This is a genomic window from Spongisporangium articulatum (genome assembly GCF_044465595.1).
GTDB lineage: Bacteria > Actinomycetota > Actinomycetes > Actinomycetales > Kineosporiaceae > Spongisporangium > Spongisporangium articulatum.
In genome coordinates, this window is sequence record NZ_JBITLV010000007.1 from 175,266 (window position 1) to 194,859 (window position 19,594).

A 19,594-nucleotide genomic window follows, 5' to 3' on the forward strand; every position below is an offset into this window, starting at 1 on the left:
ACCCGCCGAGGTGTCGACGGCCTGATCCTGTGCTCTGATCTTGGTCATGGCCACACCTGCCAGGACCCGGTTCGTCCCCTACGCCAGCACGCCCGGCCGCGCGCTCGGGCAGGCGGTCGCCGACATCACCGTCGTGCTCTGGTGCGTCCTGTGGTACTGGGTCGGCAAGCTCGTGCACACCGCGATCTCCGCCTTCGCGACCGTCGGCCAGAAGGTCGAGAGCGGCGCCAACGGCATCGCGGGCAACCTCGACTCGGCCGGCCAGGGCGCGGGGAAGGTGCCACTGGTGGGCGACCCGGTCAGCAAGCCGTTGCAGGCGGCGGGCAACGCGGCCCGCAGCATCGCCGAGGCGGGGCACGGCCTGTACGACAAGGCCACCTGGCTGGCGATCGTCCTGGCGCTGGCGGTGGCCGTCCCCCCGGCACTGGCGGTCGTCGTCCCCTGGCTCTGGGCGCGGTTGCGGTTCGCGCGCCGCGCGGGCGCGGCGGTGACGCTGGCGAGCACCGAGGCCGGTGAGGAGCTGCTGGCCCTGCGGGCGCTCGCCAACCGGCCGTTGCCGAAGCTGGTGAAGGTCTCGCACGACCCGGTCCAGGCCTGGCGCGAGGGGGACGAGGCGGTGATCCGAGCGCTGGCCTCGATGGAACTGCGCTCCGCCGGACTCGCCGTCCCGCGCAGCTGGAAGAAGGCGGTCAGCTCGTCGAGCTGACCCGTTCGACGATCGCGGCGGCCACCTGCTCCGGACGGCGCTCGGGCAGCCAGTGCCCGGCGTCCAGTTCGACGAAACGGTAGTCGGCGAGCGCGAAGTCGGCCGTCCACTCGGCGGCCGCCCGGCCGAGGGCGAAGTCCTTGTTGCCCCACACGTACGTGGTCGGCACCCGCGACCGGGGGGCCTTCTGGCCCGCCGCGAACGGCATCGCCCGGTACCAGTTGAGCGCATGACCCAGGGCACCCGGGCGCTGCATCATCTGCGCGTAGTGCTCGGCGTGCGCGGCCGGGAGGCCGGAGCGCCGCAACCCGTCGAACATCCGGCCGGGCATCAGGAGCTCGGGCAGCCAGGGCAGTTGGAAGGCGAGCATGTACCACGACCGCAACCCCTGGGTGCTGCGGGTCATCGACCGGATCATCGCGGCCGGGTGCGGCGTCGAGACCACCGTCAGCGACTTCACCCGCACCGGATGACGACCGGCCAGTACCCACGCGACCGCCCCGCCCCAGTCGTGCCCCACGACGTGCGCGGCGGTCAGGTCGGCGGCGTCGAGAAGGGCGAGGACGTCGTCCACCGCGTGCCCGAGCGTGTACTCCCGGCGCGAGCGGGGGCGGGCCCCCGGCGAGTAGCCGCGCTGGTCGGGGACGAGGGTGCGCAGCCCGGCGGCGTGCAGCAGCGGGACGACGCCCGACCAGGCGGTGCCGTCCTGCGGGAACCCGTGCAGGAGGACGACGGGCTCACCGTCGGCCGGCCCGCAGTCCCGCACGTCGAAGGTCAGCCCTGACCGCTCGAAACGCTCCATGGCGGCAGCCTAGGCTGGGGCGTGTGACCGAGCAGCCCCGCCGGTACCTCGCGCCCGGCGTCCTGACCCAGCACGTCTTCAACCGCACGGTGGCCGTCCTGACCCGCTGCGGCATCAGCCTCATGGGCAGCCGGGTTCTCACCGTGGTCGGCCGCACGTCGGGCCAACCACGTTCCACGCCGGTCAACCTGCTGACGATCGGCGAGGCGCGCTACCTGGTCGCCCCGCGCGGCGAGACCCAGTGGGTGCGCAACCTCCGCGCGGCCGGCAACGGCACCCTGACGTACGGCCGGCACGCCGAGCCGTTCACCGCCGTCGAGCTGTCCGACGCCGAGAAGCCGCCCGTGCTGCGCGAGTACATCCGGAAGTGGAAGTGGGAGGTCGGCTACTTCCTCGAGGGGCTGGACGCCGATTCCGACGACGCGGCCATCGCCGCTGCGGCCCCGGGGTTCCCGGCCTTCCGGATCGACTCGGTCTACGACTGAACGGTCTACCGGTGGGCGCTCAGCGCAGCCGGGGGTGCTCGGGCCAGGGCGCGGCGGCCGGGCGCAACGTCGTCCAGCCGAGCTCGCGGGCGGTCCAGACCGCGAGGATGCCGATCACCGAGCCGGGGTTGTGGATCTTCCCGGCCAGGACGGCGTCCCGCGCCTCCTCGAGCGGCACCCACCGGCTGGGCATGTCGAGTTCCTCGGCCTCGCGGGTGTGCCGGTCGGCCTCGTCGACCACCTGGACGTCGCGGGCCAGGTAGAGCCGCAGCGCCTCGTCCGAGCCGCCGGGCGAGTTGAACCAGTCGGCCACCAGGTCCCAGCGTTCGGCCTTGAGGTCGGCCTCCTCGTGCAGTTCGCGCTTCGCGGCTTCGAGCGGCGGCTCCCCGACGACGTCGAGGAGGCCGGCGGGCAGCTCCCACAGCTCCATCTGCACCGGGTGCCGGTACTGCCGGATCATCAGCACCCGCTCGGCGCCGGGCTCGCCGTCGAGCGCCGCGACCGTCACCGCCCCCGGGTGCCGCAGCATCTCCCGGCGCACCTGCCCGGCCCGGCCCAGGTCGACGGTCTCGGCGACCAGGTCGAAGATCATCCCGTCGTGCAGGTGCTCGGCCTTCACGACCGGGCGGGGGGCGATGAAGTCGGCGAGCTCCTCCGAGGAGTCCGGACTCACGCGTTCGCGTCCGCGCTGAGCACGACCTCGGCGTCCTGGCTGAGCTCGGGCTCGACCTCGATGAGGCGCTCGGCCTTCTGCCGGTTCACGGCCGCCTCGACCAGCCCGGCGAACAGCGGGTGCGCCCGGTTGGGCCGGGACTTGAACTCGGGGTGGGCCTGGGTGCCGACGTAGTACGGATGGACGTCGCGGGGCAGCTCGACGTACTCGACCAGCGAGCGGTCGGGCGACATCCCCGAGAACACGAGCCCCGCCTCCTGCAACTGCGGCAGGTAGGCGTTGTTCACCTCGTAGCGGTGCCGGTGCCGCTCGGTGACCTTGCCCGAGCCGTACACCTCGCGCACGACGCTGCCCTCGGCCAGCACGGCCGGGTAGGCACCCAGCCGCATCGTCCCGCCCAGGTCGCCGGCGCCGTCCACGATCGCGAGCTGCTCCTCCATCGTGGCGATGACGGCGTGTTCGAGCTGCCCGGGCAGCTCGGCGGCGAACTCGGTGCTGCTGGCGCCCTCGAGACCGGCCACGTTGCGGGCGAACTCGATGACCATGCACTGCAGGCCGAGGCACAGCCCGAGCGCCGGGACGCCGTTCTCCCGCGCCCAGCGCAGCGCGCCGAGCTTGCCCTCGATGCCGCGCACGCCGAACCCGCCCGGCACGCAGATCGCGTCGACGCCGGCCAGCTCGCGCCGGGCCCCCTCGGGCGTCTCGCAGGTGTCGGAGGCGACCCACTGGATCTTCACCTTCGCGTCGACGCCGAAGCCGCCCGCGCGCAGCGCCTCGGTCACGGACAGGTAGGCGTCGGGCAGGTCGATGTACTTGCCGACGAGCGCGACGGTGACCTGGTGCCGGGGCCGGTGGACGCGGCGCAGGAGCTCGTCCCACGAGTCCCACTGCACGTCGCGGAAGGGCAGGTCGAGGCGGCGCACCACGTAGGCGTCGAGGCCCTCGGAGTGCAGCACCTTCGGGATGTCGTAGATGGACGGCGCGTCGACGGCGTTGCAGACCGCCTCGACGTCCACGTCGCAGGTCAGGGCCAGCTTGCGCTTCATGCCCTCGGGGACCTCGCGGTCGGACCGGATGACCAGCGCGTCGGGCTGGATGCCGATGTTGCGCAGCGCGGCGACCGAGTGCTGCGTCGGCTTGGTCTTCAGCTCGCCGCTCGGGGCGAGGTACGGCACGAGCGAGACGTGCAGGAAGAAGACGTTGTCGCGGCCGACGTCCCGGCGGACCTGGCGGGCGGCCTCGAGGAACGGCAGCGACTCGATGTCGCCGACGGTGCCGCCGATCTCGGTGATGATCACGTCCGGCGGGTCGGCCACGTCGGCCTGGGCCCGCATCCGGCTCTTGATCTCGTCGGTGATGTGCGGGATGACCTGCACGGTGTCGCCGAGGTACTCGCCGCGGCGCTCCTTGGCGATGACGGCCGAGTACACCTGGCCCGTGGTGACGTTCGCGGAGGCGTCGAGCTCGACGTCCAGGAACCGCTCGTAGTGGCCGATGTCGAGGTCGGTCTCCGCCCCGTCGTCGGTCACAAAGACCTCGCCGTGCTGGAAGGGGTTCATCGTGCCCGGGTCGACGTTCAGGTAGGGGTCGAGCTTCTGCATGACGACCCGTAACCCGCGACCGCGGAGGAGATGACCGAGGCTGGAGGCCGTGAGGCCCTTACCCAGCGAGGAGGCGACGCCGCCCGTGACGAAGATGTGTTTTGCCGGACCCGAAAACCTCTGCACGGGCTTCGACCCTAACAGGCCCACGGCCCGGTGACAGCTACCCCTCCACCAGGTGGCCGTATCGCGTCGCCCACTCCCACTGAACGTCACGCTCGGTCGGCAACCGGTCATACCGGCGGCGGGCCTCGGCGCCCAGGGCGGCACCGAAGGCCGGGTCCTCGAGGATCCGCAGCACGGCCGTCGCCAGGCGGTCCCGGTTCGCGATCGGGACCAGCACCCCCGCCTGACCGTCGATACCCACCAGGTCAGGCAGGCCACCCACGTCGGTGGCCACGATCGGCAGGCCGGCCCCCATCGCCTCCTGCACGGCCAGCGACCGGGCCTCCCAGAGGCTGGGCAGCACGAACACGTCGGCCGAAGCCAGCAGGTCGGGCACGTCGTCCCGGGCGCCGAGCAGCTCGACCGGCGCCTGCGAGTCCTCGATCACCTGCTCCAGGAAGTGGCGGATCTCCTCGTCACCGTCCCCGGCCACCTGCCAGACGAAGCCCGGGAAGCTCTTGGCGACCTGCTCCGCAGCGAGGACGAGACTCTCGAGGTTCTTCTGCCGGGCCAACCGGGAGACGGTCAGGACGACGCGCCGCCCGTCCGCGCGCTCGGTCCGGGTGCCGGGCCGGAACGGTTGCGCCGCAACGGGTGCCAGCTGCGCCGCCCGGGCCCCGCAGCCCTCGGCGGTCCCGACCAGGTCGGACGACGCCCCCGTCACCAGGTCGGCGTGGCGGGCCTGCCAACGCTGGGCCCACAGGGCCGCCGGCCAGGTGGGCAGCCGGGCGCCCGGCAGCACCGCGTTGTGCCAGGAGACGACGACTTTCGGACGACGGGCGCGCGGGATCGTCGCGACCGTCGCCGTGGCGAGCAGCCCGGCCTGGTGACCGTGCGCATGGACGACGTCGGCCCGCAGCGCGCGTCGGCGGAGGGCGCGGACCGTTCGCGGCAGAGCGGAAGGTGCTCCTGACCAGCCGGTCACGACCATGGCGCCGGCTCCGAAGTCGAACCGCGAGGCGGTCAGCGCCGAGGTGAAGACGGTCGGCGCCCACCCCGTTTCCGGCAGACCACGGGCCAGGGACGCGACGTGGGCGCCGATCCCACCCGTGGCGTGCCCCGCCACGAGCAGTACCCGGCGAGCACCCTCAGGCATCGGAAGTCCTCTCCCCTAACGGCTTTCCACGACGCAACAGGGTGATCAGATCCCGCCGGTCGAGAGCGGCCACGGGCAGCGCGAAGGCGGTCAGGGCCAGCACCGCGCCCAGCGCTCCGGCCGTCACCGCCCAGCCCACGCCGGACCGGCCGTCGAGCAGGGCCGCCGATGCGACATGACCCACCACCCCGGCCAACCCGGCTCCGAGCACGCCCGCCCCCGCCGTCCGGCCCAACCCCGTCAGGGCCCGGGACCCCGCCGCCCGGGCCAGGGCGGCCAGCAGGAGCCCTCCGGCCAGCAACATCCCGACGGTGTTGCCCCAGGCGAGGCCGACCACGACGTCGGTGTCGTCCATCAGCGCGACGAGGACCAGGGACGCTACGACCACCCCCGACCAGCCCGTGGCCGTGGCCACCGCGGCCGGGCGGCCCTGACCCAGCGCGTACAGCGCCCGTCCCACGTGGGCGATCAGCGCGAAACCCAGCAGCCCGGGCGCCATCCCGACCAGGGCGGGGTTCATGGCGTGCACGTCGAACCGGTCGGTCGCGGCGAACAGCGCGGTCACGGCCGGCGCCCCGGCGATCAGCAGCCCGACGCCCAGCAGCCCGGCCAGGACCACGGCGCGCGTGCTGGCGGCCGACGTCCGGGCGAACCCCGCCAGGGCCCCCGACGCGGCCTGCTCGGCGAGCCGCGGGAAGGCGGTGGTGGCCAGCGGCACGGCCAGCACGGCGTACGGCAACAGGTAGACCGCCTGCACGTACTGGAAGAGGTTCAGGGCCCCGGCCGGGTCACGGTAGTTGGCCAGTTTCACCACGACGAGCACCGAGACCTGTTGCGCCAGCAGGGCGACGACGCCGGCCCCGGCCAGCGCCAGCCCGCGCCGGGCCACCCCCGGAGGGAAGGTGAGGGTGGGCCGCAACCGCACCCCGGCCCGGTGCACCGGCACGAGCAGCGGCAGGGTCATGGCGGCCACCGCGGCCGTCGTGCCCCACCCGAGCCATGCTTCGGCCGCGCCCGGCAGCCGGGCGGGGTCGTCGACGCCGTGCGCGGTGCCCGCGTAGGCGAGGTAGCCACCGATCATCACGAGGCTGGAGATCAGCGGGGCCAGGGCGGGCCAGAAGAACCGGCGATGCGCCTGCAGCACGCCGGTGAGCACGACTCCCAGCCCGTAGAGCGCGATCTGGGGCGCGAAGACCAGCAGCAGGCGCATGCTCAGCGCCTGCTGGCCGGCGCACGCCGAGTCCCCGTCGAGCAGTGCGTCCGTGATCGGACCGGCCAGCAGGGCCAGCACCAGCGAGACCGGGACGAGGACCAGCAGCACCCAGCCGATCAGCGCCGAGGCGACCCGGTCGACGGTCGCCGTGTCGCGGCGGGCGAGGGGCCCCGCCAGCAGCGGGACGACGGCCGCGGCCAGCGCTCCCCCGGCGGCCACCTCGAACAGCACGTTGGGCAGCTGGTTGGCCGTCGAGTACGCCGAGCCGACGCAGTGCGCCCCCACGGACCCCGAGAACACCAGCCAGCGGCCGAAGCCCACGACCCGGGCCAGCGCGGTGACCACCGCGATCAGCGCGGCCGCCCCCAGCAGGCCCCCCGCGCCCCGCCCCCTCACCCTCTCCCCGTCCGGGAGTAGGCGCCTCCGGCGCCGACGATCATGGACGAAAGCGTGATCACGGGTTAGCGGCCCAGCCGGTCGAACTCGCGCAGCCCGGGGGTCGCCTCGATCACCTTCGTGAAGCTGACCTTCTCGCTGGCCAGGGTCAGGCCGACCAGCCCGGCCAGCGCCGCCAGGCGGCCCGGGCGGCCGAGCCGGTGCACGGCGGCCGTGCCCAGCAGGGCCCCCGCCGCGTTGGCGCCGGTGTCGCCCAGCATAGCCCGCGCCGCCAGGTCCTCGCCGATGAGCCCGGCCGCGGCGCCGGCCGCCGCACCGACCAGCGCGCCCCCGGCGGGAGACGTCGCCGCGGGCGCGGCGAGCAGGACCAGCTTCAACACCCGGCCGGGCCGCAGGTCGAGCAGGTTGGCCAGGTTCGCCGCCCCGGCCACGACGCCCCCCGCGACCACGGCGTCGGCGAGACGGCCCGCGCGCAGCGGGCTCTCGTCGTCCGGACGGGGCGGCAGGGCCAACACTCCGGCCACCAGGCCGGTGGCGCCGATACCGAGCACCTTCAGGCCGCCGGTGCTCAGCCGTCCCCGGGCCAGCTCACCGAGGTGGCCGCGCAGTCCCTTGTGCTTCCCCGTCTCCAGCAGGTCGTCGACCGCCCCGAAGGCACCCGCCCCCGCGGTGGCCAGCACGCCCGCGACGCGCAGACCGGCCGGCACCCCGGGGGCGACGGCCACGGCCGCGGCGGCCCCGGCGGCGTAGGCCGGGCCCTCGAGCAGGGTGATCGGCTCGCCCGCGTGGTTGGTGCGCTCCCAGTGCGCGACCCCGCCCGGGGGGTTCGCCGTGAGCGCGCGGAAGGCGGCCCGGGACGCGGCGTACGCGACGCCGCCGGCCACGGCACCGCCGAGCGCCCGCCTCAGCCGCGCCATCTCAGTTCGCGCTCGTGGCGTTCGCGCCACCGGCCGATCCACCGGCCGTGACTGTCGCCGGGAGGACGGCCCCCGCCCCCGAGCCGAACCCGTACTGGCCCACCCCGCCGGCCGCCTGTTCGCGCAGCGCCGCGACCGTGGTGATCTCCCCGGCGGGGGTCATCCCGTCGTCCACGGTGGAGACGATCTTGACGACGGACTCGTCCTTGCGCACCGCCGCGACGAACCCACCCGCCGTCGCCGACGACGCCGGCCCGGTCACCACCGTTCCGCCCCCGGTCGTGTCCAGCGTGCTGACCAGCGGCAGGTAAGAGGTCACCCCGACCGGCGTCGGCGTCGGGTTGCCGGCGGTCGCGGTGTCGACGGCCGGGGCCAGGACGACGGCCGAACCGGCCAGCGCCGTGAGGTCACCCTTGGTGTCGATCAGGTCGTTCGACTTCAGGGCGTCGAGCACGGCCGGCGCGATGGTGCTGCCGCGCGCGAGCGACCCGGTGTCCCCCGTACCCACCAGGCTGCGGGCCAGGTAGGTGTTCAGCCGCGCCGTGGCGTCGCCCGAGACCTGGCTCGTGGCGGGCAATTTCTGCGCGATCTTGGCCAGCGCCTTGTCCCGTGCGGTGACCCCGCCGGCCTCCACCCAGTCGGAGGCCACGGCGACCTGCCCGGTGACCGTGCCGCCCGCGGCGTCGACCGCCTCGACCATCGAGGAGACCGTCTTGGAGTCGACCCCGGCCAGGCTGACCACGACGACGGAGCGGCCCGTCAGCTGCCCGGCGACCAGTTGCGGCGTGACCTGCTCCAGGAACGCGTCCCGGTTGGCGATCGACGTGGTCGCGGTGGCCACCTGGTCGTGCAGCTGGTCCTTCTCCTGGCGCAGCTGCTCGACGCTGTTGGCCAGCGTGTCGCCGATCTGACCCTTCAACGGGCCGGCGCCCAGCACGATGCCCACGGCCAGGGCCAGGAACACGGAGACGAGTGAGACCAGGTGGTACCGGAAATCGATCATGAACGGATCAGTCCCTGCCCGGTGCTCGCGCTCCTCAGATAGCCGGCCAACGCCTCGGGCTGGGCGTCCACGAACCAGCTCTTCACCCAGGACACGATGTCGTCGGTCCGGGCGCCGATCAATGCGTAGAAGGCCTGCCCGGCGGCGGTCGCGGCCAGCGCGACGCCGAGCGCGAACAGGCCGGCGAGCGCCAGCACGACGAGCTGGCTGCTCGTGATGCGTTGCCGGTACAGCCGCGACACCCCCTTGGCGTCGACCAGCTTGCTGCCGACCCGCAGCCGGGTCAGGAACGTGCTGGCCATACCCTCGCGCCCCTTGTCCAGGAACTCGACCAGGGTGGCGTGGGTGCCTACGGCCACGATCAGGGTCGCGCCCTTGTCGTCGGCCAGCAACATCGCGACGTCCTCGCTCGTGCCGGTCGCCGGGAACACCACGGGGTCCACCCCGAGGGAACGGACCCGGTCCAGCCCCGGGGCCCGGCCGTCCCGGTAGGCGTGCACGACCACCTCGGCCCCGCAGGTGAGCGCCTCGTTGGTGACCGAGTCCATGTCACCGACGATCATGTCGGGGGTCAGCCCGGCCTCGATGATCGCGTCCGCACCGCCGTCGACCCCGACCAGCACGGGCCGGTACTCGCGGATGTACGGGCGCAGCGTGGCCAGGTCCTCCTTGTAGTGGTACCCGCGCACGACGATCAGCACCTGCCGACCGTCCATGTCCGTGCGCACGTCGGGCACGCCCACGCCGTCCAGCAGGAGGTCGCGCTCCTTCTGGAGGTACTCCATCGTGTTGGCGGCGAACGACTCCAGCTGGGTGTTCAACCCGGCCCGGGCCAGCGCCATCGCCTCGTCGACACTCGCCCGGTCCTGGACCTGGCCGGTGGCCACCACCTGGTCGCCGACCCAGAGCTTGCCGTCCTCGATCCGCACCGGGGTGCCGTCGGCGACCACACCCAGCAGTTCGGGGCCGGCCCCGTCGACCAGCACGACCCCGGCCTTCAGCAGGATCTCCGGGCCCAGGTTCGGGTAGCGGCCCGAGATGCTGGCGGCGGCGTTCACGACGGCCACCGGGCGGCACCCGACCAGGGCCTCCGCGGCCACCCGGTCGATGTCGACGTGGTCGATGACGGCGATCTCACCGGGCTGCAGCCGCTTGGTGAGGTTCTTCGTCCGGCGGTCGACCCGCGCCACACCCGTCACCCCGGGGCCCTCCTGGGGCTCCGGGCGACGCCGCGGCAACGAGAACTTCACATCCCTGATCGTGCCATGACTGACGGGTAGGCCTCTCCAGGACGCTCGGACCGTGACCCTCAGTGGGCCGGTGTCAACTCTTTCCCGTCCCGCAGGTCGACCTCGGCGTCGAGTTCTGCGCGGTCCTGCGCCGCCATCGAGAGCAGCTCCCGGGCGTGCTCCTGCGCGGAACCCGAGTCGGCCACCCCGCCCAGCATCCGGGCCAGCTCACGGACCCGGCCGTCGTCGTCCAGCGCCCGGACGCCACTCGTGGTGATCTCGCCGTCACCGCTCTTCACCACCTGCAGATGCCGGTCGGCGAAGGCCGCGACCTGCGGCAGGTGGGTGACGACGAGCACCTGGGCGTGCCGGGCCAGCCGGGCCAGGCGCCGGCCGATGCCGAGCGCGGCGGACCCGCCGACCCCGGAGTCGACCTCGTCGAACACGAACGTGGGCACCGGGTCGACCGCCCCCAGCACGACCTCCAGCCCGAGCATGACCCGGGACAGCTCACCGCCCGAGGCCCCCTTGCCGAGGGGGCGCAGCGGGGCCCCCGCGTGCGGGGCCAGCAGCATCTCGATCTCGTCGACGCCCTCCCCACCCACGACCAGGGTGCGCACGCGCCCACCCAGCTCGACCGGCAGGCCCGTCTCGTCCTCCTTCTGCCGGACGGCGATCTCCAGCCGGGCGCCGTTCATCGACAGCTCGGGCAGCTCGGCCGTGACCGCCGCTCCGAGCCGGGCCGCGGCCTCCGACCGGGCGTCACTCAGGACGGCCGCCCGCAGGGCCAGCTCGACGCGCAGCGCCTCGACCTCCGCGGCCAGCGCCGACACCGTGTCCTCGTCGCCGTCGAGCTCGGCCAGCCGGGCCGAGGCCTCCTCCGCCCAGGCCAGCACGCCGTCGACGTCGACGCCGTGCGCGCGGGTCAGGCCGTTGAGCACCGCCCGGCGCTCCTCGACCGCGGCCAGCTGCGCCGGGTCGGACTCGACGCCGGCCGCGTAGGAGGCGCACTCCTGCGCGAGATCGTCGACCAGGTAGGTGATCTCGGCGAGCCGGTCGGCCAGCCCGGCGAGCTGCGTGTCGTGCTCGCGCATCGCCTCCAGCGCGTGCCGGGCGTCACCGAGCAGGGTCGAGGCGCCCGAGGCGTCCGGCACATCCTCGTCGCCGGCCAGGTACAGGTTCGCCTCCTGCGCCGCCCGCTGCAGCCCGTCGGCGTGGGCCAGCCGCGCCGCCTGCTCACGCAGCGCGTGGTCCTCGCCGGAGACCGGCTGGATGCGCTCGACCTCGGCCAGCCGCAGCCGCAGCACGTCGGCCTCCTGGATGCGGGCCTGGGCCTGCTCGGTCAGCTCGCGCAGCTTCTCCTCGGCCGCGCGCCACTGCTGCCAGCACGTCTTGTACGACGAGCGCGCCGCCGCGACGGGGGCCCCGCCGAACCGGTCGAGCGCCTCGCGCTGGCGGGCCGGGGACTGCAACCGGATCTGGTCGCTCTGCCCGTGGACGGCCACCAGGTCACCGGCCAGCTCGATCAGCGTGGCCACCGGGACGCCGCGCCCACCGAGGTAGGCCCGGCTGCGCCCCGAGGACGACACCGACCGGGAGACCAGCAGCTCGTCACCGTCGAGCTCGGCGCCGGCCTCGTGCGCCCGTTCGGCGACCCGCCCGTGCCGGGGGACGACGATGCGCCCCTCGACCACGGCCGTCTCGTACCCGGTCCGCACGGCCCCCGGGTCGCCCCGACCGCCCATCAGCAGGCCGAGGCCCGTGACCACCATCGTCTTGCCCGCGCCCGTCTCGCCGGTGACGACGGTCAGACCGGGCCCGAACTCGAGCACGGCGTCGTCGATCACCCCGAGACCGCGAAGATGCATCTCCAGCAGCACGCCACCGAGCCTAAGCCCGACGACCGACGAAATCGCCGATTCGAGCCCGGCGTGTGGACAAGTGTTCGAAAGTTTTGTTCGAACGTCAGTCGCGCGAGGCGCCCCGCCAGCCGTGCACCGGCAGCCGGAACTTGGCCACCAGCCGGTCGGTGAACGGCGGGCGCGCCAACCGGGCCAGCCGCACCGGCGTGTCCGAGCGCCGCACCTCGACCCGGGCCCCCTCGGGCAGGTCCATGTTGCGCCGCCCGTCGCACCACAACGTCGCCCGGCCGGGCGTCCCGGGGACCAGCTCGACGGCCGGCACCGACGTGGGCGCCACCACCAGCGGCCGGGCGAACAGGGCGTGCGCCGACAGCGGGGTGAGCAGGAGCGCCTCCACCTCGGGCCAGACCACCGGACCGCCCGCGGAGAACGAGTAGGCCGTCGAGCCGGTCGGGGTGGCCAGCACGACACCGTCGCAGCCGAACTCGGTCACCGGCCGCCCGTCGACCTCGAGGACCACCTCGATCATCCGCTCCCGGTCGACCTTCTCGACCGACGCCTCGTTGATCGCCCAGGCGGCGCCGACCTGCACCCCGTCCTTGAACACGGCGACCTCGAGGGTCATCCGTTCCTCGACCTCGTAGTCGCGCGCCGCGATCCGCTGCGCCGTGTACGCGAGGTCGTCCCGCTCGCTCTCGGCCAGGAACCCGACGTGCCCGAGGTTCACCCCGAGCAGCGGGACGCCGGTACCGCGGGTGATCTCGGCGGCCCGCAGGATCGTCCCGTCGCCGCCGAGCACGACGACCAGCTCCGCGCCGTCCAGCACGTCGGCCGGGTCCGACGGGGTGATCAGCGACTGGGCCCCGGGAGCCAGCTCGGCGGCCTCCTCGGCGGGCATCATCACCTCGAGGCCCGACGACTGCAGCAGGCCGACCAGCTCCTCGGCCACGGTCACCGCGATCGGGCGGCCGGTGTGGGCGAGCACCAGCACTCGACGGTCGCTCACTGCGGCCCCTCCTCGATCGCCTGCCCGACGGCCTCGCCGAGCGCCTCCGCGTCCATCGGCGGGGCCCCCGGCGCGAACCATACGAAGTACTCCACGTTGCCGCTAGGCCCGGGCAGGGGACTCGCCACCACTCCGTGGACGCCGAGCCCGACTTCCGCACCCGCCGCGGCCACCGTGAGCACGGCGTCGCGCCGGGCCGCGGGGTCGCGGACCACACCGCCCGACCCCAACCTCTCACGCCCCACCTCGAACTGCGGTTTGACCATGAGCAGCTGGTCGGCCCCCGGGGCGGCGGCCGCGAGCGCGGGCAGCACCAGGGTCAGCGAGATGAAGGACAGGTCGCTCACGACGAGTTCGGGGGCGCGCCCGTCGGGCGCGAGCACCTGCTCCGGTTCCAGCGCCCGGACGTTCTGCCGGTCGAGCACCGTGACCCGGTCGTCGGTCTGCAGGGACCAGGCCAGCTGCCCGTACCCGACGTCGACGGCCACCACGTGCGCGGCCCCGCGCCGCAGCAGGACGTCGGTGAACCCGCCGGTGCTGGCCCCGGCGTCCAGGCAGTGCTTGCCGGTCACGCTGAGCCGGCCGGCGAAGTGGTCGAGGGCGCCCGCGAGCTTGTGCCCGCCGCGGCTGGCGTAGGCCGGGTCGGTCTCGTCGGCGGCCACGAGGATCGCCACGGCGGGGTCGACCTGGGTGGCGGGTTTGGCGGCGACGGTGCCCCCCACGCTGACCCGGCCCTCGTGGATCAGTGCCGAGGCCTGCTCCCGGGAGCGGGCCAGCCCGCGACGGACCAGTTCCGCGTCGAGCCGGCGGAGCCGGGCCACGGCTCAGCCCTCGACGTCGGCGAGCCGGTCCTGCAGGGCCCGGTGGGCGGACTCGAACGCCGTCACGTGCCCCTCCAGCGGGGTGTCGCCCATGGCCGCGGCCAGGGCCCCCAGGGCCTCGTCGACGGCCTCGTCGCCCGTCGCCGGGGGCGCCGGGACCGCGGGGACCGCGGGGACCGCGGGGACGCCGTCCGAGGGCTCCTCGACGACCCGCGCCTGCGGCGCGGCCTCCTCGGGAAGGTGCTGGACGCCGTCCGCCGGGGTCTCGAACTCGCTCACCACGCGAGGCTAGCGGCTCGAGACCCCGAGCACCCTCAGCCCACCGGGTCGAGGCTGACCTGCCCGGCCTTGAGCCGCCGACCGGTGCCGACCCGCTGCCCCAGGTACAGCAGGCCGAGACCGACGGCGTAGATGACGAGGTTCACGATCCCGTAGGCGTAGACCTCGCTCTGCTCGTAGTTCGGGAAGGCCGCGCCGAAGGCGCGGTCGGAGCCACCGGCCCAGTCGAGGATCAGCTCCGCGGTCTGGAACGTGAAGACGAAGGCGTGCAGGGCCGTGTAGGCGACGAAACCGGCGACCCGGTTCCGGACGAGGTAGCCGATGGGGAACGGGGCGATGAGCATGAGGATGAGTTCCATGCCGGAACCCTCGCCGGACGGGTGGTTCCGGCACATCCGGGCCAGCGCCGGACCCGGCCCTGCGTGCTGGCACTGATGCGCGGGGCGGCCCGGAGGGGCGATCATCCGGTGGTGAGCGTGCGCCGGAACCGCCTGAGCGCCGCCCTCGCGCTGCTCGTGTACGTCCTGGCGACGTTGTCGATGCTCGCCGCCCGGCGCGCGGCGCCCGCGATCGACACCTCGGAGGCGGTGGCCGCGCTCGTCGCGCTGCCGCCCACCGTCGTCCTCGGGCTGCTGGTCGCGTGGCGGCGGCCGGACAGCCCGGTCGGCGCCGGTCTGATCTGGCTCGGGGCCAGCCCGGCCCTGGCGTGGTCGCTGGAGATCTGGGGTCGCCGCGACGCCGGCCTGGGTGCCGACGTCGGAGCCGGCGCCTGGGTCTGGAACCTGGCGGGATTCGCGCTGCTCTGCCAGGTGTTCCCCGACGGCCCCCTCACCGACCGCTGGTGGCGCCGGCTGCCGGTGCTGTTCCTCGGCTCGGCGGTGCTGGTCAACACGCTGCTGGCGTTCTACACCGCGCAGCAGGACGGCCGGTGGGACGTCGAGATCCCGCAGGCCGTCTGGTCGGCGGTGCAGTTGCCGGCCGCGGTCCTGTTCCTGGCGACGCTCGCCGCCTCGGTGGCCTCGATCGCCGTCCGGTACCGCCGCGGCGAAGCGAGCACCCGGGAACAGCTGCGGTGGTTGCTGCTGGGGGCCGCGTCCGTCCCCGTGCTGCTGGCCGCCGGTTGGGTCGCCCAGGCGGCCGGGGCCTCGGTGACCGCCTCGTACTCCGGGTTCCTGATCGCCATGCTGGTGGTCTTCCCCGCCTCCGTGGCGATCGCGATCCTGCGCCACGACCTGCTCGACATCGACCGGCTGATCAGCGAGTCCGCGGCCTGGGTGGCCACGTCGGTGGTGGCCGCCGGCGCCTTCGCGGGGGTCGTACTGCTGCTGGCCCAGGTGGACGTCGCAGCGCCGGGCTCGCCGCTCGGCCAGGCGGCCGCGGCCTTCGTCGCAGCCCTCCTGCTGCTGCCGGTGCACCGCTGGGCGCACGGTGTCGCGGGGCGGTTGTTCGACCGCGAGCGCACCGTCGTCGCCGCCCGGCTGGCGGCGTTCGTCCGGGCCGTGCGCGACGGGTCGGCGGCCCCCGAGTCGGTGCAGGACGTGCTGCGCTCGACCCTCGACGACCCGGACCTGCTCGTCCTGCTGCGCCTTCCGGGCGACGGCGGGTACGTGACACCGGCCGGGGTCGCGGCCGACGCCCCGCCGGGCCACTCCGTGGTGCCCCTGACCGCGCAGGGGGCGGACGTCGGGCTGCTGGTCCTCAGCCGGCCCTCGGCGCGCCGGCTGCGGGTGGCGCAGGCGGCCGTGGTCCAGGTCCGGCTGCCCGTCGAGGTGAGCCGCCTGCAGCTCGGGCTGCGGGACGCGCTCGCCGAGGCCCAGGCCGGGCGGGCCCGCCTGGTGGAGGCCGTGTCGCAGGAGCGGCGCCGGTTGGAGCGCGACCTGCACGACGGCGCGCAGCAGCAGGTGGTGGCCGCGGGCATGCGGCTGCGGATGCTGCAGCGCCGGCACGCGCTGCCGGCTGCGGCGTCGGCCGAGATCGACTCCACCGTGACGGCTCTGGAGGACGTGGTGGCCGAGCTGCGCCGGCTCGCGCACGGCGTGCGGCCCCGCCGCCTCGACGACGGGCTCGAACCCGCGCTGCGCGACCTGGTCAGTACCAGCCCCATCCCCGTGACGCTGGCGGTGTCCGACGTGCGGATCGGCGAGGCCCTCGCGACCACCGCCTACTTCGTCGTGGCCGAGTCGTTGGCCAACACCCTGAAGCACGCCGGGGCGAGTGCCGCGCAGGTGAGCGTCGCGCTCGCCCCGGGGCTCGTCGTCCGGGTGGTGGACGACGGGTGCGGCGGCGCCGAGCCGCGGTTCGGCCTGACCACGATGCGCGACCGCGTGACGGCCCTGGGCGGTCGGTTGTCCGTGACCAGCCCCGCCGGCGGCGGCACCGTCGTGGAGGCGGCGTTCTGATGCGCGTCCTGGTGGCCGAGGACTCGGCCCTGTTCCGCGAGGGGCTCGTCCGGTTGCTCGTCGACGACGGGCACACCGTCCGGGCCGTCGCCGACGCCGGCGAGCTGGAAGCCGCGGTCGCGGAAGAGGTGCCGGACCTGGTGATCGCCGACGTCCGGATGCCGCCCACCATGACCGACGACGGCGCGCAGGCCGCCGGGCGGTTGCGTGCGGTGCACCCGGCGCTGCCCATCCTCCTGCTGTCGCAGCACGTCGAGACCCGGCACGCCGTCGACCTCGTGGCGACGGGCGCCTTCGGCTACGTGCTGAAGGACCGCGTCCTGCACGTGGACGACTTCCTGGACGCCGTGCGCCGCGTCGGTGCCGGGGGCTCGGCGCTCGATCCGGTCGTCGTGGGTGCGCTGATCCGCCCGTCCCGCGTCGACGACCCGCTGGCGGCGTTGAGTGCGCGCGAGCGGGAGGTGCTGTCGCTGGTGGCCGAGGGGCGCTCGAACACCGCGGTGTCGGCGGAGCTGGTGGTGGCCGAACGGACCGTGGAGACCCACATGCGTTCGATCTTCACCAAGCTCGGGCTGGTCGACTCCCCCGACGCGCACCGCCGGGTCCAGGCCGTGCTGGCCTTCCTGACCCGCTAGGTGCCCCAGGGGCCGTCGGGTTCCATCCGGTGCAGGACCGCGAGAAGGCTTGTGGGGTCGACGGTTCCAGTCCCGACCTCAGACCCGGCCCAGGCGGCGGCGCAGGCCGCGCGCAGGACATCGAGGGCGTCGTCCCCCGCGTTGCGCACCTCGAGCCCCGGGCCCACGACCGCCGACCCGACGCGCCAGCCGTCGTCGTCCGGTTCCGGCGCGGGGTGGACGGTCTCCAGGCCGCGCAGGTCGCGGGCGATCAGGTGCGGGCGGACGCCGGGCGCGGCGGCCAGCAGCTCGCGGGTGCGGTGGACGCCGGTCAGCACCATCAGCCCGTCGAGGCCGGCCGCGCGAGCCCCTTCGAGGTCGGTGTCGAGCCGGTCGCCGATCACCAGCGGGGCCCGGCCGCCGTAGCGGGCCACCGCCTCGAGGAACAACGTCGGCTGCGGCTTGCCGGCCACCTCGGGCTGGACCCCGGTCGCCGCCACCACCGTGCCGACCAGCGCGCCGTTGCCCGGCGCCCGGCCCCGAGGGGTGGGCACGGTGAGGTCGAGGTTGGTGGCGATGAACGGCAGCCCCTGGCTGACGCCGATCGCCCCCTCGGCCAGCTGCCGCCAGCCCACGTCGGGGCCGAACCCCTGCACGACCGCCTGCGGGTCGTCGTCCAGGCTGGTGACGGGCGTCAGCCCGGCCTCCCCGAGCGCCCAGGTGAGCCCGTCGCCGCCGATCACCAGGACCGGCGCCCCGGCCGGGAGCCGCCGGGCGAGCATCGCGGCCGCCCCCTGCGCGGAGGTGACCACGTCGTCGTCGGCGCAGTCGATACCGAACTCGCGCAGGTGGTCGGCCACGACACCGGGACGCCGGGAGGCGTTGTTGGTGACGAACGTGCACCGCACGCCGGCCTTCTGCGCGCGGGCGATCGCCTCGGGCGCCTGCGGCACGGGCGCCGGGCCGATGTAGACGACGCCGTCGAGGTCGAACAGCAGCAGGTCGTAGACGTCGACCGGGACACCCGCGCCGATCAGGCCATCGTTCACCGGTCCGTCGACTCCTCGGCCGCGACGTCGGTCTCCATGTCGGTCTCGACGTCGTCGAGCTCCTGGTCCGCCGCCTCTCCCTCGGGGTCGGCGGCCGCGTCCTGCTCCTCGTCGTCGAGCAGGTCCGTGATCTCGTCGTCGTAGTCCCAGTAGTCGACCGGGTCGCCGTCGGAGCTGGCCAGGTCGGCCGGGTTCACGGCGTCGGCCAGCGCCGTGCCGTCGCGGTCGGCGAACTTCGCCTTGGCGAACCAGCTCTCGGCCTCCGTGACCCGCCCGACGTTGGCCAGCGCGGCGGCGTAGGCGTGCCGCAGCCGGGCCACCGCGGGGGTCCGGGCGGCGCTGTCGAGTTCCTTGACCTGCAGTGTGACGACGGCGGCGTCATCCTGGCCGAGGTCGGCCCGGGCCCCGGACTCGACGATCAGCATCTCGATCCGACCGGCCGCGTCGAGGCGCTTGACCTCGGCGCTGCGGGCCAGCTCCAGAGCCCGTTCAGGGCGCCCCAGACCGCGTTCCGAGTCGGCCATCACCGGCAGGTGCTCCTCGGACCCGGTGAGCCGCCGCGCGGTGCGCAGCTCGCTCAAGGCGTCCGAGTAGCGCCCCGCCCGGTAGGCGGCCAGACCGGCGGTCTCCCGCACGATGCCCAGGCGGGCGGCCCGGCGGCGGGCGGCGATGGCGTGCCGCCACGCGCGGTCCGGGTCCTCGTCGATGAACGCCGCCACGGCGGCCAGGTGGGCCCCGACGTCGGCGGCCAGTTCCTTGGTCAGGCTCGACAGTTCGGAGCGCACGCTCTTGTCGAGGTCGGAGATGGTGATGCCGTCCGGGATCGCTGGGTCCGGCTGCTCACCGTTGCGGCGCATCCGCGGCTGGCGTTCGCGCTGCTCCCGGGCCTCCGGGCTGCGCGTGAACGGGCGGCGCTCGCCCCGGGTGTCGTCGCGACGCCAGGAGGGCGCGCCGAGCGGCGGGGCCGAGCGCGGTCGGTCCGAACGCTGAGGTCGGTCCGAACGCTGAGGCCGGTCCGAACGCTGAGGCCGGTCCGAACGCTGAGGCCGGTCCGAACGCTGAGGCCGGTCCTCGCGCTGCTGGCGATCATTCTGCTGGGGACGGTCGTCGCGCCGAGGACGGTCGCTCCGCTCGAATCGGTTCCCGCCTTGAGGGCGCCCCATTCCCTGCGGACGGCCAGCACCCTGCGGACGGCCAGCACCCTGCGGACGGCCAGCACCCTGCGGACGGCCAGCACCCTGCGGACGGCCAGCACCCTGCGGACGGCCAGCACCCTGC

The 19,594-nt window shown here is 74.4% G+C and carries 19 protein-coding genes; 4 read left to right on the plus strand and 15 right to left on the minus strand.

Annotated features, from left to right (window positions below; genetic code table 11):
• Window positions 1–46: 46 nt before the first annotated feature.
• Window positions 47–706 carry a hypothetical protein gene (locus ACIB24_RS19965; protein WP_398283944.1) on the plus strand — a complete coding sequence of 220 codons (660 nt, stop codon included), beginning with the start codon at window positions 47–49 and terminating at the stop codon, window positions 704–706.
• Here ACIB24_RS19965 and ACIB24_RS19970 read toward each other — a convergent pair.
• Window positions 690–1,508 (minus strand): alpha/beta fold hydrolase, encoded by an 819-nt coding sequence (locus tag ACIB24_RS19970; RefSeq protein ID WP_398283945.1) that lies wholly within the window; start codon window positions 1,506–1,508, stop codon window positions 690–692. The genes ACIB24_RS19965 and ACIB24_RS19970 overlap by 17 nt on opposite strands.
• A 23-nt stretch (window positions 1,509–1,531) precedes the next feature.
• Between ACIB24_RS19970 and ACIB24_RS19975 the strand changes: the two genes are divergently transcribed.
• A complete protein-coding gene (locus ACIB24_RS19975) occupies window positions 1,532–1,993 on the plus strand; it encodes a nitroreductase family deazaflavin-dependent oxidoreductase (RefSeq protein WP_398283946.1) in 462 nt (153 codons plus the stop codon).
• Window positions 1,994–2,012: 19 nt separating this feature from the next.
• Here the strand turns inward: ACIB24_RS19975 and ACIB24_RS19980 are convergent, their stop codons facing one another.
• The 12 genes from ACIB24_RS19980 to ACIB24_RS20035 form a co-directional block, all read right to left on the minus strand.
• Complete coding sequence (locus ACIB24_RS19980; protein ID WP_398283947.1) at window positions 2,013–2,666, minus strand: NUDIX domain-containing protein; 654 nt, start codon at window positions 2,664–2,666, stop codon at window positions 2,013–2,015.
• On the minus strand, window positions 2,663–4,393 hold the full coding sequence (locus tag ACIB24_RS19985) for a CTP synthase (RefSeq protein WP_398283948.1): 1,731 nt from the start codon (window positions 4,391–4,393) through the stop codon (window positions 2,663–2,665). The genes ACIB24_RS19980 and ACIB24_RS19985 overlap by 4 nt, the downstream gene beginning before the upstream one ends.
• 37 nt (window positions 4,394–4,430) lie before the next feature.
• Window positions 4,431–5,528 (minus strand): glycosyltransferase family 4 protein, encoded by a 1,098-nt coding sequence (locus tag ACIB24_RS19990; RefSeq protein ID WP_398283949.1) that lies wholly within the window; start codon window positions 5,526–5,528, stop codon window positions 4,431–4,433.
• Window positions 5,521–7,137, minus strand: coding sequence for a murein biosynthesis integral membrane protein MurJ (gene murJ / locus ACIB24_RS19995; protein ID WP_398283950.1), 1,617 nt, complete (start codon window positions 7,135–7,137; stop codon window positions 5,521–5,523). The genes ACIB24_RS19990 and murJ overlap by 8 nt, the downstream gene beginning before the upstream one ends.
• Window positions 7,138–7,202: 65 nt before the next feature.
• On the minus strand, window positions 7,203–8,054 hold the full coding sequence (locus ACIB24_RS20000; protein ID WP_398283951.1) for a hypothetical protein: 852 nt from the start codon (window positions 8,052–8,054) through the stop codon (window positions 7,203–7,205).
• Window position 8,055: 1 nt separating this feature from the next.
• Window positions 8,056–9,057, minus strand: a complete 1,002-nt coding sequence (locus ACIB24_RS20005; RefSeq protein WP_398283952.1) for a copper transporter — start codon at window positions 9,055–9,057, stop codon at window positions 8,056–8,058.
• Window positions 9,054–10,307, minus strand: a complete 1,254-nt coding sequence (steA, locus tag ACIB24_RS20010; protein WP_398283953.1) for a putative cytokinetic ring protein SteA — start codon at window positions 10,305–10,307, stop codon at window positions 9,054–9,056. Before steA ends, ACIB24_RS20005 begins: the two co-directional genes overlap by 4 nt.
• Window positions 10,308–10,366: 59 nt before the next feature.
• Complete coding sequence (recN, locus tag ACIB24_RS20015) at window positions 10,367–12,154, minus strand: DNA repair protein RecN (protein ID WP_398284126.1); 1,788 nt, start codon at window positions 12,152–12,154, stop codon at window positions 10,367–10,369.
• A gap of 97 nt (window positions 12,155–12,251) precedes the next feature.
• Window positions 12,252–13,235, minus strand: coding sequence for an NAD kinase (locus tag ACIB24_RS20020; protein ID WP_398283954.1), 984 nt, complete (start codon window positions 13,233–13,235; stop codon window positions 12,252–12,254).
• A complete protein-coding gene (locus ACIB24_RS20025; protein WP_398283955.1) occupies window positions 13,151–13,975 on the minus strand; it encodes a TlyA family RNA methyltransferase in 825 nt (274 codons plus the stop codon). The genes ACIB24_RS20020 and ACIB24_RS20025 overlap by 85 nt, the downstream gene beginning before the upstream one ends.
• Window positions 13,976–13,978: 3 nt before the next feature.
• The gene (locus ACIB24_RS20030) at window positions 13,979–14,254 is read right to left on the minus strand and encodes a hypothetical protein (protein ID WP_398283956.1); all 276 of its coding nucleotides are present in this window, start codon (window positions 14,252–14,254) and stop codon (window positions 13,979–13,981) included.
• A 35-nt stretch (window positions 14,255–14,289) separates the two neighbouring features.
• Window positions 14,290–14,613, minus strand: a complete 324-nt coding sequence (locus ACIB24_RS20035; RefSeq protein WP_398283957.1) for a hypothetical protein — start codon at window positions 14,611–14,613, stop codon at window positions 14,290–14,292.
• Between the two features lie 111 nt (window positions 14,614–14,724).
• On the opposite strand from ACIB24_RS20035, the gene ACIB24_RS20040 reads away from it, so the two are divergent.
• Together ACIB24_RS20040 and ACIB24_RS20045 are read left to right on the plus strand one after the other, a co-directional pair.
• The gene (locus ACIB24_RS20040) at window positions 14,725–16,653 is read left to right on the plus strand and encodes a sensor histidine kinase (RefSeq protein WP_398283958.1); all 1,929 of its coding nucleotides are present in this window, start codon (window positions 14,725–14,727) and stop codon (window positions 16,651–16,653) included.
• On the plus strand, window positions 16,653–17,288 hold the full coding sequence (locus ACIB24_RS20045) for a response regulator transcription factor (protein ID WP_398283959.1): 636 nt from the start codon (window positions 16,653–16,655) through the stop codon (window positions 17,286–17,288). Before ACIB24_RS20040 ends, ACIB24_RS20045 begins: the two co-directional genes overlap by 1 nt.
• On the opposite strand, the gene ACIB24_RS20050 is transcribed toward ACIB24_RS20045, so the two are convergent.
• Window positions 17,285–18,316, minus strand: coding sequence for an HAD-IIA family hydrolase (locus ACIB24_RS20050; protein ID WP_398283960.1), 1,032 nt, complete (start codon window positions 18,314–18,316; stop codon window positions 17,285–17,287). The genes ACIB24_RS20045 and ACIB24_RS20050 overlap by 4 nt on opposite strands.
• A complete protein-coding gene (locus ACIB24_RS20055; RefSeq protein ID WP_398283961.1) occupies window positions 18,313–19,173 on the minus strand; it encodes a hypothetical protein in 861 nt (286 codons plus the stop codon). The genes ACIB24_RS20050 and ACIB24_RS20055 overlap by 4 nt, the downstream gene beginning before the upstream one ends.
• Window positions 19,174–19,594 lie beyond the last annotated feature (421 nt).

Bases quoted from the DNA above. Each gene is read 5' to 3' on its own strand.
- ACIB24_RS19965 (WP_398283944.1), top strand. From the start codon at position 47: ATGGCCACACCTGCCAGGACCCGGTTCGTCCCCTACGCCAGCACGCCC.
- ACIB24_RS19970 (WP_398283945.1), bottom strand. From the start codon at position 1,508: ATGGAGCGTTTCGAGCGGTCAGGGCTGACCTTCGACGTGCGGGACTGC.
- ACIB24_RS19990 (WP_398283949.1), bottom strand. From the start codon at position 5,528: ATGCCTGAGGGTGCTCGCCGGGTACTGCTCGTGGCGGGGCACGCCACG.
- ACIB24_RS20000 (WP_398283951.1), bottom strand. From the start codon at position 8,054: ATGGCGCGGCTGAGGCGGGCGCTCGGCGGTGCCGTGGCCGGCGGCGTC.
- ACIB24_RS20005 (WP_398283952.1), bottom strand. From the start codon at position 9,057: ATGATCGATTTCCGGTACCACCTGGTCTCACTCGTCTCCGTGTTCCTG.
- recN (WP_398284126.1), bottom strand. From the start codon at position 12,154: ATGCATCTTCGCGGTCTCGGGGTGATCGACGACGCCGTGCTCGAGTTC.
- ACIB24_RS20020 (WP_398283954.1), bottom strand. From the start codon at position 13,235: ATGGTTCGCGCCGGGGGCCCCGCCGATGGACGCGGAGGCGCTCGGCGA.
- ACIB24_RS20035 (WP_398283957.1), bottom strand. From the start codon at position 14,613: ATGGAACTCATCCTCATGCTCATCGCCCCGTTCCCCATCGGCTACCTC.
- ACIB24_RS20045 (WP_398283959.1), top strand. From the start codon at position 16,653: ATGCGCGTCCTGGTGGCCGAGGACTCGGCCCTGTTCCGCGAGGGGCTC.
- ACIB24_RS20055 (WP_398283961.1), bottom strand. From the start codon at position 19,173: ATGCGCCGCAACGGTGAGCAGCCGGACCCAGCGATCCCGGACGGCATC.